Here is a 14,973-nt window from a genome sequence, read left to right on the forward strand (position 1 = left end):
CAAATAAAACTAAAATTTTTTATTTCTTATTTAAATTTTACTTTTACAAATTACAAAACAAATACAAAACAGACAAAGGGTATAAAAAAACAGATAACTGTCATGTTAACAATTATCTGTTTAACTATTTAAAATCAGTATGTTAAATAAGTCACATTTTATGCTTGGGTCACATGAATACGTAATTCTTTAGGAAGACTAAAAGTAATATTTTCCTCACGTCCTTCTAATTCTTTAGGCGCCTGAGCTCCCCAATCTTGTAAACGTTGAATCACTTGCTTAATTAAAATTTCTGGGGCTGAAGCTCCTGCTGTAACACCAATTTTACAAGTATCATTGAACCATGATTGTTCAAGTTGATCTGCATTATCTACTAGATAAGCAGCTTTCCCCATACGCTCAGCAAGCTCACGTAAACGATTCGAATTTGACGAGTTAGGTGAGCCAACAACCAGCACAACATCACATTTTTCAGCTAAGTCACGTACTGCATCTTGTCTATTTTGAGTTGCATAACAGATGTCATCTTTACGCGGACCTTGAATATTCGGGAATTTCGCACGCAAAGCATCAATTACTTTTGCTGTATCATCAATAGATAAGGTCGTTTGCGTAACAAATGCTAATTTTTCCGGATGTCTAACCTCGAGTGCTGCCACATCAGCCTCATCTTCAACCAGATAAATATCGCCACCTTTTAATTTGTCATATTGTCCCATCGTACCTTCAACTTCCGGGTGCCCTTCATGACCAATTAAAATAGCTTCTGTCCCTTCGCGAGCATATTTAGTTACTTCAATATGTACTTTAGTCACCAATGGACAAGTCGCATCAAAAACTTTTAAGCCTCGACGCTCTGCTTCTTGCTGAACTGCTTTTGAAACACCGTGCGCACTGAAAATTACAATAGAATCATCTGGCACTTGGTCCAGCTCATCAACGAAAACAGCCCCTCTTTGGCGTAAGTCATCTACCACAAATTTATTGTGTACAACTTCATGACGTACATAGATAGGAGGATTAAAACATTCCAAAGCCCGATTGACGATTGCTATGGCTCGATCAACACCGGCACAAAAACCACGCGGATTAGCTAACACAATTTCCATAACAGCCTCAAAATTAATAAAACAGGGGAACTTCTCGTAAATATTTGCAGTTAAAACTATTCAGTTTAAACGCACGGTACACTACAATAGCGAAGATATTTTATCATATCAGGAAAAATATCATGTCGGGTCTATTGTTTGTCGTTTCTGCTGCATCAGGAACGGGCAAAACATCTTTGGTGAAAGCCCTACTTGACCGTGTGAGCAATTTACATGTTTCAGTTTCGCATACTACCCGAGGTCAACGACCAGGTGAGTTAGATGGTGTTCACTATCACTTCACAACAAAAGATGAATTTTTAGACCAAGTGAACCAAGGTGGATTTATCGAATATGCTGAAGTATTTGGTAATTACTACGGCACTTCACAAGCAACCGTAAAACAACAGTTAGCTCAAGGACATGATGTCTTGCTTGAAATTGACTGGCAAGGTGCAGAGCAAGTACGCAAGCTGTTTCCTGAGTCTAAACAGATCTTTATTTTACCACCTACTCAATTCGATTTACGTCAACGTTTATCTAACCGTGGTACAGACTCTGTTGAAGTTATTGAACACCGCTTAAGCTGTGCTGTTGAAGACATGCAGCATTATGTAAATTTCGACTATATCATCATTAATGATGACTTTAATAAAGCCTTACATGAGCTTGAAGCCGTCATTACAGCAAATCGTTTAGTCTTATCTCAACAGGCAAAAAGACATCAAAATCTAATTCAAGACTTGATTACTCCACAACCAAAACAGGAATAACTTGAGTCTGGAACGAAAGCCTTTTATACTATTTAGTCTGTTCAAATTTACCATTCCAAAACGAGAACTTTTATGGCACGCGTCACCGTTGAAGATTGTTTAGATCATGTAGACAACCGTTTTGAGCTTGTGCTCGTTGCAAGTAAACGTGCTCGTCAATTGGCACGTCAAGGCATGGAGCCAACTGTAGAATGGGATAACGACAAACCAACAGTTGTTGCTTTACGTGAAATCGCTGTAGGTCACGTAACGAAAGAAATTCTTAAACAACGTGAGCAAGATTACCAAACTTCTAGTCTTGATCTTGCCCTTTCTACAAACAGCTTAAATTTAGAAGGTTTTTCTTTCTAATTATTCCTGTTTCTATAAAAAACCATCGTTTTTTTGCGATGGTTTTTTATTTGGCTTATGCATATTTAAAACATATTGGTAAAAGCAATTATTTTCATTGAAAAAAAAATACACTTTTTCAAACGAAAAAATTGACAAGTTCCGCAATATGCTTTTCATTAAGAAGTAGATAGATTTAGTTTTTTAAGCAACAGAAAAAGGGTGGTCTATGCCAGGCGAAGAGGTCAGCCAAGCCAAGCAACAGCTCAAATTAATTATCGACCCTTACTTATCGGTAAGTGAAGTCGAAAAAGTGCTTGCTGCCTGCGATTTTGGAGATCTGGCACACACTGGTATTACCCGTAAAAGCGGAGAACCTTATATTCTGCATCCTATCGCGGTTAGCTGTATTTTAGCGAATATGCGCCTGGATCCTGAAACATTAATGGCTGCACTTTTACATGATGTCATTGAAGATACTCAATATACAAAAGACGATATTATTGAGCGATTTGGACAAACAGTTGCAGAGCTTGTTGATGGCGTAACCAAACTAAGCCAGTCGAGCGATAAAGAATATAATAAAGCTGCTTCTTTTAGAAAAATTCTACAAGCTACTTTGCAAGATCCACGCGTCATTATTATTAAACTAGCTGATCGCTACCACAATATGACCACATTGGGCGCCTTACGTCCCGATAAACGTGCTCGTATTGCTCAAGAAACCTTTGATATTTTCGTACCGATGGCAAGATTAGTCGGCATGAATGAAATGGCCGATAACCTTGAAAATTTATGTTATCAAAATCTCGATTTAGATATGTTTGATAACGTTCAAAATGCGTTGCTTCAAACCAAACCAGAGCGATGTAAATACCAAAGTATCTGGGAACAAAATCTTGCGGAGCTTCTCCACAATTATCATATTCAAGGTCGAATTAAAAAGAAAAATAATAATATTGAGCTCTTACGCCATTTCGTAAAAAATGAAATGGATTTACAAGAACTTACTCATAGCCATGCCTTTGAAATCGTTTTGCAGTCCATTGCAGACTGCGACCGTTTAGTAGCAGCCTTAAAAGAAAATTTTCAGGTCATCCAATATCAAGATCATATCCGCCGACCATTACCAGGTGGTAATCAGTCATTAATGATCAAGCTTAAGGGTGAAAAAACCACGTTATCGCTCACTATTCAAACTGAGTTGATGCGTAAAGCTGCACGTTTCGGTGTCGTACTCGGCGAAAATGCTCCACAAACTTGCCGCTCTGCCATTCAAGCTTCCATGCAGAACCTAAATACACTCATTGATGGTGAATGTGCTAAAACGACTTTTAATGACTTACTTGATTATTTGCATCAAGAAAAAATTTGGGTTTACACACCACACGGCCAGTTACATGAATTACCACAAGGTGCCACAGTAGTTGATTTTGCCTATTCAGCTAGTCTTTTCTTAGGCAACCATGCGGTAGGTGCAAAAGTTGATGGTGAAATTAAGCCACTTTCTACACCATTAGTTAGTGGGCAAGTTATTGAGATTATTACTGACGTTTTAGCAACGCCAAATCCAGATTGGTTGAGCTTCATTAATACTCAAAAAGCTCGACGTGCTTTACAGCACGTACTCAAAGACCAAGATATTGAAGAGCAACGTTTAGTTGGTGCCCAAGCACTTTCACGAGCTTTGAAACTCTTTAATCGTTCTATTAACGACCTTTCAGATGCAGATTGGTTAGATCTCTTACAATGGCGTCATATTGATAATAAAGATGCATTATTTGAGCAAATTGCTGTTGGAGATTTACTTCCTCAACTTGTAGCTAACCATTTGTTTGCAAATGACAAGCATCCTCGAGCAGAAAATTCAGATCGGCTAATTCAAGGAACTGAAGGCATTGATGTTAAATATGCCCACTGTTGTAATCCTATTTTAGGCGATCCAATTCAAGGCCATTTAACGCGACGTGGTTTAATTGTGCATCGTATTCGTTGTCATAATTTGCTTCATGAACAACATTTACACCCAGAAAACATTATGCCGCTTCAATGGAAAGCAGATGACGTAGATGATGTACGCTTTACTGCTTACCTTGCGATTTACATGGCAATGAATGATGAGCAGGTATCAGACCTCATTTACCAATGTCGTAAAAATAATGCTGGGGTAGAAATGGTACATTCCAACGAACAGCGTACTTTCGTCAATATTGTAGTAAACAACCGTAAACATATTGCAAAAGTAATTCGTGATTTACGAATGCACTATGGCTTCCCACGTATTGAGCGTCTAGACGCCCCTGCTCCACAAATGGAAATTTCCAAAGTCAGCTAAAATTTGTTCTGCTTTACTAAAATCTAACTTCTAAAAGTACCTAATCAATTAAATCGATGATACTTTTGTCAAAACGTATCATCGATTATGATGAAAAAAGATTTAATCAAGGAGAACCAAATGTCCCGTCAAGTCATTCATACTGAAAATGCCCCTGCTGCCATCGGCACATATTCTCAAGCCATTTTAGTAGGTAACACACTATATTTATCAGGGCAAATTGGTTTAGATCCTTACAGTATGGAACTTGTAGACGGTATTGAAGCTCAAATCCGCCGTGTTTTTGATAACCTTAAAGCAGTATGTGAAGCTGCAGGCGGCACACTTGCAGATATTGCAAAGCTCAATATTTTTCTTACTGATTTATCTAATTTCCAACTCGTTAACCAAATTATGGGCGAATATTTTGCTCAACCATACCCAGCTCGTGCTGCACTTGGTGTAGCAAGCCTGCCTAAAGGGGCTTTAGTTGAAATGGATGGAATTGTTATTATTAATCAGTAAGATAAAATATTAACTAGAAATTATTTAGCTCTAAAATTAGATACCACCCCAGCTTAAAAAGCTGAGTAACTCTCAGATTTCCGCTTAGGTGGTATTTTTTTATCCAAAATCCCAATAACGATAAATGAGATTTTAAATGAATTTCATTGACAAACGATAATAATTATCAATAATATCAATTATCGCATTTATATTTGGGGATCACTCCCATGTACGTTTGCTTGTGTCGTGGCATTACCGATCAGGATATTAAAGACGCTATTGAAAATGGCGCTGAAAGCTATCGTGAAATTCGCGATTTGCTTGATCTTGGTACTTGCTGTGGACGCTGTGCACCAGAAGCACGTGCTATTATTAGTGAAGAATTAGCAGAAATTGCTGCTCGCATTTCTGTAGCTGCATAATAAAAATTAATATTTAACAAAAATTTATTGACTCCTCCACCGCTTTTTGCGGAACGTTAAATGTTCCTCATTGAAGCGGTTTTTTTTGAAAGGAAATTCATATTTACCAATATTGTGTTGTTTTTGATTGCGATTTTCATTTGCTGTTCCATAAATTACTCGCCATATCCATGATTGTTCACTAAAATGAATTTATAGATTGCCTTAATTGAATTAAGGCAGAAATTGTTTTGGAGTAGCTACAATGAAAGGCAATCGTGATGTCATTAATCAGCTCAACCAAGTGCTGTATCATCATTTAACTGCAATTAATCAATACTTTTTACACTCTCGTATGTTTAATGATTGGGGAATTGAACAACTCGGTTCTGCCGAATATAAAGAATCAATTCGCCAAATGAAGCATGCTGACAAAATTATTGAGCGTATCTTATTTTTAGAAGGTCTCCCTAATCTTCAACACTTAGGTAAATTGTATATCGGTCAACATACAGAAGAAGTTCTGCAATGCGACATCCGTAAAGTAAAAGAAAATATTGAAGCAATTCAGAAAGCGGTCGCTTTAGCCGAAACAGAACAAGACTATGTAACGCGTGATTTGGTACAAGAAATCTTAGAAAAAGAGGAAGAATATTGGGATTGGTTAGATACTCAAATTGATCTTATTGGCAGTGTTGGTATCGAAAATTATATCCAAAGCCAAATGTAATTCCTCATAAAAAATCCCCTTGTACTCAAGGGGATTTTTTTATTTATCTTTTAACAACTCTGCCAAAGTTATTTGCTGTCGATAAAGATGCTGCAAAATAAATATTTGTTGCTCGGCCTGTTCTACCTTTCCATTATAAGCAAGTAGCTGGGCATATTTACGCAAGTTATAAGGCGTTGCTTTATTTTTTACGAAATTACTCCACACTGCTAAATCAGCATCAGATAAAGTAGTTTCAGGCTTCATCTCAATCCATTTTAAACGCTGCTCAAACTGCGTTAAAACAAAAATCTGATTACTTCCCAAAACCTCAGCATTTGGCTGTTTATTCTTAAACAACAAATTACTATTTGTAACATAGACATTATAGTCACGCCAAATTGCTAGCAGAAGTATTAAACTTATTCCCCAAATTAAACGAAGAACCTGCTTGTTGAGTACAATACCTTTGAGTACAGGTGTCTGTGCCTGAATTATGCCTAATAAGAAACCACAAGTAAGTAAGAAGTAAGCGTAGCGTTGAGGAAACTCTAACATGGCATGAATGAGTACGGTACACACCATCATAATTGCAATAATTGAGATAGTTTCTTTAGCCTGCTGATTTAGCCAAAGGAACCAACACGTAAAGTAAGCAATAATGACTATACTTATTGGGATACCGTTCCAGATGATGAGATCTAATAAAACATTATGGGCACTGGTCGTCCACTCAGTTGTTGGAAAAAGAGCATAGGCTGACATTTGCGCCACACTGGTTTGGTTCCAACCATACCCTAACCAAGGATGCTGCTGTACAGCAAGTAGCATTTGGGTCCAGATATTAAAACGTAAATATCCAGAGCTTGCTCTTTCAACTAAACTACTTGCTTGGGTTACATCAGTGCTTGACCATGCTTCAATTAAACTAGTAGCAAATGGCAGAATCACGCCAGCTATTACAAAAAAACCAGCGCACCACAAGAACCCTTGAATAAAACCAAATCTTTTTTGTTTTCCAAATAGTTTAACTATCCAATAGATAAGTAAAAATGGAAAAACGACCCAAGACGTTCTTGATTGGCTTAAAGCGATTGTAAACAAAATAATGAGTGCTGAAGGGAAAAGTAACCAAACTGTTGCTTTATTCTTTTCATATAAAAATAGACAACCTAATAGCCCCATAATCAGAAAGGTTGCCATATTGTTAGGTTGACCAAAGTTGCCGTAAGGACGGTTACCAATTAAATGCAACATATGCACAAAATGAGACTCAATATTTAACCATTGGCATATCGCAATAAAACTGGTCGCAATTGATACAATAATCAGTAATAGGCTAAAGCCTGTAAAAATTTGATCTCGCTTTTGTTGATCTAGTGACAAGTTATAACCCGCCACAACCATAAACCAGAAGCCTAATAAGTAAAGTGAACTTAACAAAGCTGTACTAAAATCAAAAACTAGACCAAAAGCCCACTGCACCACTGGAACTAAAATAAATGGCAATAGTAATAATTGTGCCCGCGGAATTTTTATATTTTGATAAAAAAGTGCAGCTAAGACACTTAAACCTGCCGCAAAAGTACCCATTTCACTAGAAAACATTACCCAAGGGTTATAGTGGAATGGTGATAACCACGCAAAACCCAACAAAATTGCTGCGAGGGACAGAAAGAATACTTGCATAGTGATAGGTTTGATACTATTAGAACTGGGTGAAATTATACATGGAACCCTAAAGAAAAATGTATGAAGTCTATATGAAAAGGCCTTAATAAAGTTTACTTCACAAGTTAAGGAATTTTTGAAGCTGGTACTAAGTGCTCCGCACCACCATAAAACCAAAAGTTTGGAGCCATTCGTCCTCCATAGCTTCCGCAATTCCAACAAGTTAAATCTTGTCCTAAATACATTATTGTGATGTATAAAAATAAAGCTCCCCATAAAGCAATCAGTATTTTTGTCGACCTAAAAGAATATTGGGAACAAGAAGTTAACTCTCTATGAGAAAAAGTAAAAGCTATAAATAATACACAGACAATTTGTGACGCTGGGTACACCATACTACCTGAGAACATTGCATCAACTAAAACGGCGATCACACCAATTTTCAAAATTAGTGAAACAGTTTTATCTTTAAATAAACCGATTAACCGGGTCAACATCCATATACTGAATATGAGACCTATAATGCCCCATTCAAAAATAAGTCTTAAATATAGATTATGTATATGATGTCCATACGCATACTGTATTTTAGACAAATAGCCACCACCAACCCCAGTAAATGGGTGCTGTTTCCATTGTTCAAATACAAACTTCCACATTTCTGCGCGCAGCGATGTTCCCGTTCGTATTACAGTCATTGTATTTTTTTCAGCTAAAAAAATAGTGATTTTATAAACAAAAAAAGCTAAAAAAATATAAATACAGCTTTGCAGAATAAGCTTTCGATTTTCTTTAGAATATATAAAGAGAACTAGCAATCCTGTCATTACCGCAAGTAAAGCAGACCTAGCCCCATCAAAAAACCATGCTAAAGCAAAAAAGAAAATTGCTATAGGGTAAAAATAAGAGATATAAGGATATTTCTTATTTTTCAGATAAATCAGGAAGAAAAATAAGGGAACAATAACACTATCATAAATCCGAATCGTGCCAGAGTTAAACTGCCAATCAAACCATTGTTGATGGATAATAAAATTAAAAATAGAAATCAAAATAAATAAACATGGAATAATCGCTGTAACTACAATTAGTGCAATACCATGCTCTATATTTTTTATATTCCTTAACTCATATGTTAAGGCAGAAAATATAAAAAGTAATGCTATCGCAGACCAAAGCTCTTGAAACTCAAAAATTTCCCAATTTATTTGTTGAGTTAATATGAGTACTCCAATAATAAAAAAATTAATTTGAGTATTGATTGAATATTCTAATTTTTTTGCGAAGATTAATATTAATAAAGCACATAACGCTAAAGGAAACTGCAATAAACGAAGTTCGTCATATTGCGAAATAGACCAGCCAATTTGGTATCCCAATAGTGCTGTAACAACATAGGTTACTACTATAAAAAATAAAATATTTTTCTTTAACATATTTATTTTCTTTAATAAAAAAGAGGCCGAAACCTCTTTTTCTTATATCAATACTATTAAGATGCTGCACAACCTGATGGAACAAATGAGCTCTTCCAACCGCCATTAGTCGAAGCAGTTACTCTACAACTCCAAGCCCCAGTAGCTGTTCTTGATAAGGTTACTACAGCTCCATTTACAGATGATGTCGCTGAAGTACCAAGTGTACCTGCAATAGAAACAGTCCCATCATTGTTTGGGTTTACACTTACGTTAGGGCCAGCCGAACTCAATAAATTTGAAGTGTTATACCCTAAATCTGTAGCAGAAGTACTAGATTTTCCATCAAGGATTAACTGTTCAGCAGCGGTTTTTAAACTAGACAATTCTCCGTAAACACGATTGACCTGTGACTTAGCAATATAGTTTTGATAAGCAGGGATCGCAATCGCTGCCAAAATACCAATAATGGCAACCACGATCATGAGTTCGATTAATGTAAAACCTTTTTGTGCATTCATAGCCTTTTTCCCCAAAGATTGTATGTATGTTTTTATATAAGCTTTTTCAGCTATGAAATATATTGCAGCAACCATGCCAACTTTTATTATCTTTTAAAAAACAAACACTTATAATTTATTAAGCCTTATTCTAGTAACTTAAGCTGTAATTAACTGACAAAAATTGTCACCAAGAATTTAGTAGGACTGAATCACCGATAAAAATTAATTTATTGTCTATTTCATTTTTTTAATATCGAATGTGATAAAAATCTCTATAAAAATAAACAAATAGGTGACATTTTTTGTCAGTCACCTTTTGAGCAAAAATTCTAAAAACAGTTAAATTTTTGAATCAATCATTTAATTGATAATGATAGGTGCATTTCCTAATTCATTTAATTGATCTGGCATGTTTTCATCGTAAAAGCGTGACATCACTTCTCCAATTTGCTGAACTCCTGTAACTACAGCTTTCTGGTATTGCTTTTGTTGAAGCTGCTCTACAATCGACTTACATATGTGCTGCCATATTTGTTCAGTGGTTGCATTCCTAATCCCACGATCAAAGATGATTTCCACTGTGCGTTCACACAAATTTAAATAGAGCAATACACCACTATTGAGCTGTGTATCCCAAACACCCAGTTCTGCAAATAATTGCTGGGCTCGTAAACGTGTATTTTGTCTATACGCTTGTGAACATGGGATATGGCCTTCTATGACAACCTGTATTTCGCCAACATGTCCATGCTCTGCTTGCTGTACAGCCTCAGCAATAGCTTGTTTATCTTGTTTGGAAAAATATCTGCTACTTGCTGGTAAATAACAAAAATGCTTAAACCAACGTTTTAAACTGGGCTCTACAGATTCCTCAATTTTTGGCTGAGTAATAATTTGGGTTGTTTCTGATGTTGTTACCATGAGCCTGAAGCACCTCCACCGCCAAAACGTCCACCGCCGCCGCCGTAGCCTCCGCCACCACCGCCAAAGCCTCCTCCGCGTCCGCCGCCACCAGCTCCACTCAGAATAGCCTGTAAAATCAGTTGGGCAATTGAAGTTATGAGTAAAAAGAAAATACCAAAACCTAGTAGTAAACTCATTACTACGCCAGCACCATTTACAAAACCAGCTACCGCTGCCGCAACGCCAGCTGTTGACGCGCTAAGTGGTCGACCGACAATAAATGATCCCACAACCCCAGCAACAAGAATAAATAAAGCCATTGTAAGCGTTGTTTGTTTGGCTTGTTGTTCTTCGGCAGCTTGATGTTGGCGTTCTTTTAAATCTTGAGCAGCTTGCTGAGCAACTTCCGGATCTAAATTTAAAATTCTTCCAATTTCATCAAGTCCTGCATTTAGTCCTTGAGCATATTGGGCTTGTTTAAAATAAGGTGTAATTTGATTTCGAATAATCCGACTTGCAACAATATCAGGTAATACTCCTTCTAAACCGTATCCAGTTAGAATCTGTATTCTATGGTCATTAATTGCAACTGCGATAAGTAAGCCATTATCTCGTTTACTCGAACCGAGTTGCCATTTTTCACCTACTCGCAAAGCATAATCAAAAATATCTTCTTGACCTGTAGTCGGTACAATCACAATACCTATTTGTGCTTTACCTTGCTGGTACAGATTTAAGATTTTCTGGCTAAGCTGTTGTTTTTCGGTTTCACTCAAAACGTTAGCTTGATCAATGACGGGTTGATTTAATGTTGGTAAACCGCGAATCGATTCACCATCAGCCATATCATTTGCAACTTGCGTTTGAGGTGTGACACTCGAAGCTGCCTGAGAATTTATTTGAGGCTTAGATGCTTGAGCTTGCTGCTGTTGAATAATTTTGCCTGCCACTACCGTATCCGTTTCATCGGTAGCAGTGGCAATATTATTCTCACTCCAAGCCGCATTCTGAAACAGAACACCACAGCAGAGAACAATTAAGGTAATAACGAATACCCTAATTTGCTTAGACTGAAGCAATATAGTATTTCTCATGCGGCACTCCTTTGATTTAAATTAATCAAAAGAAACTTTTGGAGCCTGCTGAGCAGATGCTTCTGCAGAGAAATTGGCTTTAGGATGCATGCCAATCACTTTCGCTGTTACTGCTTGTGGGAACTGACGAACATAAGCGTTATAGTCCTGAACAGTTGTAATATAACGATTACGGGCAACAGCAATTCGGTTTTCTGTTCCCTCAAGCTGAACTTGCAATTCTTGGAATTGGGTATTGGCTTTTAAATCTGGGTAATTTTCTGAAACGGCAATAAGTCGAGATAATGCCCCAGTTAACTGGCTTTGTGCCTGTTGATATTTTTCAAGTAATGCTGGGTCTTCTAATACTTCTTTATCAACCTTCAAGCCTGCAACATTGGCACGTGCTTGAGTGACTTCTGTTAAAACCTGTTCTTCATGTTTAGCATAACCTTTTACAACATTTACCAGATTTGGAACTAGATCGGCACGACGTTGATATTGGTTTTGTACTTCAGACCAAGCCGCTGTTACAGCTTCATCTTTAACCTGTAAGGTATTATAGCCACAGCCTGAAAATAATAGGGTACTGGCAAGTGTTGTCGCGATAGCAAGTTGTTTAAACGTTTTCATCGTCACATTATCCTCAAGTTTTTCTTTATATTTTTAACCACTTTTCCCGATTGTATGACGATTTTGGCATTATTGTGTTGCTTTTATTTTATAGATTTAAAAAAACCGGATTTTTAAATCCGATTTTTTATTAGCTTGGTCTTGGATTTTTTTCCTCTTGGAAACTCGTCATTTGATATTCATCGGCCAAATAGCTTTTCCAATAATCGACCATATGACCATAATCTTTTTGATTCGGGTGGAAGTCTTTTTTGTAATAAGCAAAATATTCAGGAGTTAGCTGTATAAGCATTTTAGCAAGCAAATATAGCCCAAATAAGTTACCTCCGATTTTAGGTAAGCTCTTCCATTTATCTTGCCAAAATAGCCGTGTAGTGCCATAAAAAGCAAGACTTGCAAACCCTGTAGTGACACTCCGCATGAGTAAACGACGAATACGGTCATCGCCATATACCTGTTGATAGACATCGAATGCAACTGAACGATGCTCAATTTCTTCTATAGCATGCCAAACCCAAAGCTTTAGCGCATCTTGATCCAAAGTTTTTAGAAGTTCTGGATGCTGTAAAATATATCCTCCCAGCAAAGCCGTAAAATGCTCAAATGCACATGTCAGTGCTAGCTGCAGCTTAGGAGAAATTGTTCTTAAATACTTGTCACGCTCATTCAACCAGCTCTGAAAGCGATCCAGATTATAGTCATCACGACGCCAAGCCTCATTGAACTCTCCATGTGCTTTCGAATGCATTGCTTCTTGCCCAATAAAAGCTGCAATTTGTGCCTGTAATTGAGGGTCGGAAACTTTGTCACGTACATTACGCACGCTATTTACAAAAAACTGTTCTCCTACGGGAAATGTTGAAGAGAGTGCAGTTAAAAAATGGGACATTAAAGGCGAATTTGCAAAATAATAGCGTTTGATAGCTTGAGGATTAAACTCAAGGCGACGCACTGTAATACCCAACGCTTTTCGACGATTTAAATATGATTTTTCTGCCGTCATACCTGCGATATTCATATTCAACACCTATTGTATTGAAGAAGGAAGCTTTGAGTATCTCTTGCGACTAAGGGGCTAAACAGGGCAAAAAAGCTTATTGTATTTGCCAAAAGCATCAAACTGACTAATGGTAAAAAAATAAAGCCTGCATATCGCAGGCTTTATCAAAAACTTTAATAATGATTTTTTTAGATTAAACACCAAGGTAATCTAAAATACCTTCAGCAGCTTGGCGACCTTCCCAGATTGCTGTAACTACAAGGTCTGAACCACGTACCATATCACCACCAGCAAAGATTTTTGGGTTTGAAGTCTGGAATTTAAATTCCTGCTGTTCAGGTGCAACAACACGACCAGAACCATCAAGATTAATATTCACACTACCAAACCAGTCAGCAGGGCTTGGACGGAAACCGAACGCTAGCAAAACTGCATCAGCAGGTAAAACTTCTTCAGAACCCGGAATTGGCTCAGGGCTACGGCGGCCACGACTATCTGGTTCACCCATTTGTGTCGTTACCACTTTTACGCCTGTTACCTTACCATTTTCGCCAACAATCTCGATTGGTTGACGGTTAAATAAGAACTTTACGCCTTCTTCATACGCATTTTTTACTTCACGTGCAGAACCCGGCATATTACTTTCATCACGGCGGTATGCACATGTTACGTCGTGGGCACCTTGACGTAATGAAGTACGATTACAGTCCATTGCGGTATCACCACCACCAAGAACAATAACTTTCTTACCATCCATGCTAATGTATTCACTTGGGTCCTTTTCCCATCCCTGACAGCGGTTCACGTTAGAGATTAAGAAATCAAGCGCATCATAAACACCGTCAAGATCTTCACCAGGGAAACCACCTTTCATGTAGGTATAAGTTCCCATCCCCATGAATACTGCATCATATTCAGCAAGTAATTCATCAATCGTGACATCTTTACCAATTTCAGTATTTAAGCGGAATTCAATGCCCATGCCAGTGAAAATTTCACGGCGGCGCTTCATCACATCTTTTTCCATCTTGAATTCTGGAATACCAAATGTTAGTAAGCCACCAATCTCAGGACGCTTGTCAAATACCACCGGTTTAACACCGCCACGAGCTAAGATGTCGGCACAGCCTAGGCCTGCTGGGCCCGCACCAATGATTGCAACTTTTTTACCTGTCCACTTCACATGTGACATATCTGGGCGCCAACCCAAAGCAAAAGCCGTGTCATTGATATATTTTTCAGCATTACCAATGGTTACTGCACCAAAGCCATCATTTAAGGTACAAGCACCTTCACACAAACGGTCCTGCGGACATACACGACCACATACTTCAGGTAAAGTATTTGTTTGATGGCAAAGCTCAGCAGCCTGGAAAATTTGGCCTTCAGCAATGAGTTTTAGCCAGTTTGGAATGTAGTTATGTACAGGACATTTCCATTCGCAATATGGGTTACCACAACCTAAACAACGGTGCGTCTGATTGGTTACAGTTTCCGAAGTAAAAGGTTTATAAATTTCCACAAACTCTGCTTTGCGGACAGTAATATCTTTTTTCTCTGGATCTTGACGTGGTACATCCAGAAATTGAAAGTCATTATTTAGGCGTTCTGCCATGTCTCTCTCCGTGGGTAGGCGCGGATTTCCTTGTTTGC

General features: G+C 37.7%; 15 protein-coding genes and 1 pseudogene. 7 read left to right on the forward strand and 9 right to left on the reverse strand.

The window, feature by feature from the left end:
• Positions 1-158 precede the first annotated feature (158 nt).
• On the reverse strand, positions 159-1,109 hold the full coding sequence (ispH, locus tag RFX69_RS09900; RefSeq protein ID WP_000407064.1) for a 4-hydroxy-3-methylbut-2-enyl diphosphate reductase: 951 nt from the start codon (positions 1,107-1,109) through the stop codon (positions 159-161).
• Positions 1,110-1,231: 122 nt separating this feature from the next.
• Between ispH and gmk the strand changes: the two genes are divergently transcribed.
• The 7 genes and pseudogenes from gmk (at position 1,232) to bfr (ending at position 6,143) form a co-directional block, all read left to right on the forward strand.
• Positions 1,232-1,861, forward strand: coding sequence for a guanylate kinase (gmk, locus tag RFX69_RS09905; RefSeq protein ID WP_000015937.1), 630 nt, complete (start codon positions 1,232-1,234; stop codon positions 1,859-1,861).
• 72 nt (positions 1,862-1,933) lie between these two features.
• Positions 1,934-2,212 (forward strand): DNA-directed RNA polymerase subunit omega, encoded by a 279-nt coding sequence (gene rpoZ / locus RFX69_RS09910; protein ID WP_000135049.1) that lies wholly within the window; start codon positions 1,934-1,936, stop codon positions 2,210-2,212.
• A gap of 38 nt (positions 2,213-2,250) precedes the next feature.
• A pseudogene (locus tag RFX69_RS09915) lies at positions 2,251-2,381 on the forward strand (hypothetical protein).
• 39 nt (positions 2,382-2,420) lie between these two features.
• Positions 2,421-4,526, forward strand: coding sequence for a bifunctional (p)ppGpp synthetase/guanosine-3',5'-bis(diphosphate) 3'-pyrophosphohydrolase (locus tag RFX69_RS09920; protein ID WP_001117590.1), 2,106 nt, complete (start codon positions 2,421-2,423; stop codon positions 4,524-4,526).
• Positions 4,527-4,646: 120 nt separating this feature from the next.
• Complete coding sequence (locus RFX69_RS09925; RefSeq protein WP_000090000.1) at positions 4,647-5,030, forward strand: RidA family protein; 384 nt, start codon at positions 4,647-4,649, stop codon at positions 5,028-5,030.
• A gap of 209 nt (positions 5,031-5,239) precedes the next feature.
• Entirely contained in the window at positions 5,240-5,434 is a 195-nt protein-coding gene (locus RFX69_RS09930; protein WP_000289091.1) for a bacterioferritin-associated ferredoxin, read from the forward strand.
• A 244-nt stretch (positions 5,435-5,678) separates the two neighbouring features.
• Entirely contained in the window at positions 5,679-6,143 is a 465-nt protein-coding gene (gene bfr / locus RFX69_RS09935) for a bacterioferritin (protein ID WP_000678123.1), read from the forward strand.
• A gap of 39 nt (positions 6,144-6,182) precedes the next feature.
• Here bfr and RFX69_RS09940 read toward each other — a convergent pair whose 3' ends face one another.
• The 8 genes from RFX69_RS09940 to RFX69_RS09975 all read right to left on the reverse strand — a co-directional run bounded on the left by RFX69_RS09940 (position 6,183) and on the right by RFX69_RS09975 (position 14,935).
• Entirely contained in the window at positions 6,183-7,811 is a 1,629-nt protein-coding gene (locus tag RFX69_RS09940) for a PglL family O-oligosaccharyltransferase (RefSeq protein ID WP_032008738.1), read from the reverse strand.
• A 107-nt stretch (positions 7,812-7,918) separates the two neighbouring features.
• Positions 7,919-9,229: an O-antigen ligase gene (locus tag RFX69_RS09945; protein WP_270900984.1), complete on the reverse strand. Its 1,311-nt coding sequence runs from the start codon at positions 9,227-9,229 to the stop codon at positions 7,919-7,921.
• Positions 9,230-9,285: 56 nt separating this feature from the next.
• On the reverse strand, positions 9,286-9,729 hold the full coding sequence (locus RFX69_RS09950) for a pilin (RefSeq protein ID WP_032008740.1): 444 nt from the start codon (positions 9,727-9,729) through the stop codon (positions 9,286-9,288).
• 342 nt (positions 9,730-10,071) lie between these two features.
• Positions 10,072-10,632 (reverse strand): TPM domain-containing protein, encoded by a 561-nt coding sequence (locus RFX69_RS09955; RefSeq protein WP_032008742.1) that lies wholly within the window; start codon positions 10,630-10,632, stop codon positions 10,072-10,074.
• A complete protein-coding gene (locus tag RFX69_RS09960; protein WP_001246387.1) occupies positions 10,626-11,708 on the reverse strand; it encodes a YgcG family protein in 1,083 nt (360 codons plus the stop codon). Before RFX69_RS09960 ends, RFX69_RS09955 begins: the two co-directional genes overlap by 7 nt.
• A 21-nt stretch (positions 11,709-11,729) precedes the next feature.
• Positions 11,730-12,320 carry a LemA family protein gene (locus tag RFX69_RS09965; protein WP_000846931.1) on the reverse strand — a complete coding sequence of 197 codons (591 nt, stop codon included), beginning with the start codon at positions 12,318-12,320 and terminating at the stop codon, positions 11,730-11,732.
• 130 nt (positions 12,321-12,450) lie between these two features.
• Complete coding sequence (locus tag RFX69_RS09970; RefSeq protein WP_005130727.1) at positions 12,451-13,338, reverse strand: metal-dependent hydrolase; 888 nt, start codon at positions 13,336-13,338, stop codon at positions 12,451-12,453.
• Positions 13,339-13,513: 175 nt separating this feature from the next.
• The gene (locus RFX69_RS09975) at positions 13,514-14,935 is read right to left on the reverse strand and encodes an FAD-dependent oxidoreductase (RefSeq protein ID WP_000840834.1); all 1,422 of its coding nucleotides are present in this window, start codon (positions 14,933-14,935) and stop codon (positions 13,514-13,516) included.
• Positions 14,936-14,973: the final 38 nt, after the last annotated feature.

It is taken from the genome of Acinetobacter sp. 148 (assembly GCF_031196675.1).
GTDB classification, from domain to species: Bacteria; Pseudomonadota; Gammaproteobacteria; order Pseudomonadales; family Moraxellaceae; genus Acinetobacter; species Acinetobacter baumannii.

Coding starts and splice junctions, on each gene's coding strand:
- rpoZ (WP_000135049.1), top strand. CDS start 1,934: ATGGCACGCGTCACCGTTGAAGATTGTTTAGATCATGTAGACAACCGT.
- RFX69_RS09950 (WP_032008740.1), bottom strand. CDS start 9,729: ATGAATGCACAAAAAGGTTTTACATTAATCGAACTCATGATCGTGGTT.
- RFX69_RS09940 (WP_032008738.1), bottom strand. CDS start 7,811: ATGCAAGTATTCTTTCTGTCCCTCGCAGCAATTTTGTTGGGTTTTGCG.
- ispH (WP_000407064.1), bottom strand. CDS start 1,109: ATGGAAATTGTGTTAGCTAATCCGCGTGGTTTTTGTGCCGGTGTTGAT.
- RFX69_RS09970 (WP_005130727.1), bottom strand. CDS start 13,338: ATGAATATCGCAGGTATGACGGCAGAAAAATCATATTTAAATCGTCGA.
- RFX69_RS09945 (WP_270900984.1), bottom strand. CDS start 9,229: ATGTTAAAGAAAAATATTTTATTTTTTATAGTAGTAACCTATGTTGTT.
- RFX69_RS09930 (WP_000289091.1), top strand. CDS start 5,240: ATGTACGTTTGCTTGTGTCGTGGCATTACCGATCAGGATATTAAAGAC.
- RFX69_RS09925 (WP_000090000.1), top strand. CDS start 4,647: ATGTCCCGTCAAGTCATTCATACTGAAAATGCCCCTGCTGCCATCGGC.
- bfr (WP_000678123.1), top strand. CDS start 5,679: ATGAAAGGCAATCGTGATGTCATTAATCAGCTCAACCAAGTGCTGTAT.
- RFX69_RS09965 (WP_000846931.1), bottom strand. CDS start 12,320: ATGAAAACGTTTAAACAACTTGCTATCGCGACAACACTTGCCAGTACC.
- RFX69_RS09960 (WP_001246387.1), bottom strand. CDS start 11,708: ATGAGAAATACTATATTGCTTCAGTCTAAGCAAATTAGGGTATTCGTT.
- gmk (WP_000015937.1), top strand. CDS start 1,232: ATGTCGGGTCTATTGTTTGTCGTTTCTGCTGCATCAGGAACGGGCAAA.
- RFX69_RS09920 (WP_001117590.1), top strand. CDS start 2,421: ATGCCAGGCGAAGAGGTCAGCCAAGCCAAGCAACAGCTCAAATTAATT.
- RFX69_RS09975 (WP_000840834.1), bottom strand. CDS start 14,935: ATGGCAGAACGCCTAAATAATGACTTTCAATTTCTGGATGTACCACGT.
- RFX69_RS09955 (WP_032008742.1), bottom strand. CDS start 10,632: ATGGTAACAACATCAGAAACAACCCAAATTATTACTCAGCCAAAAATT.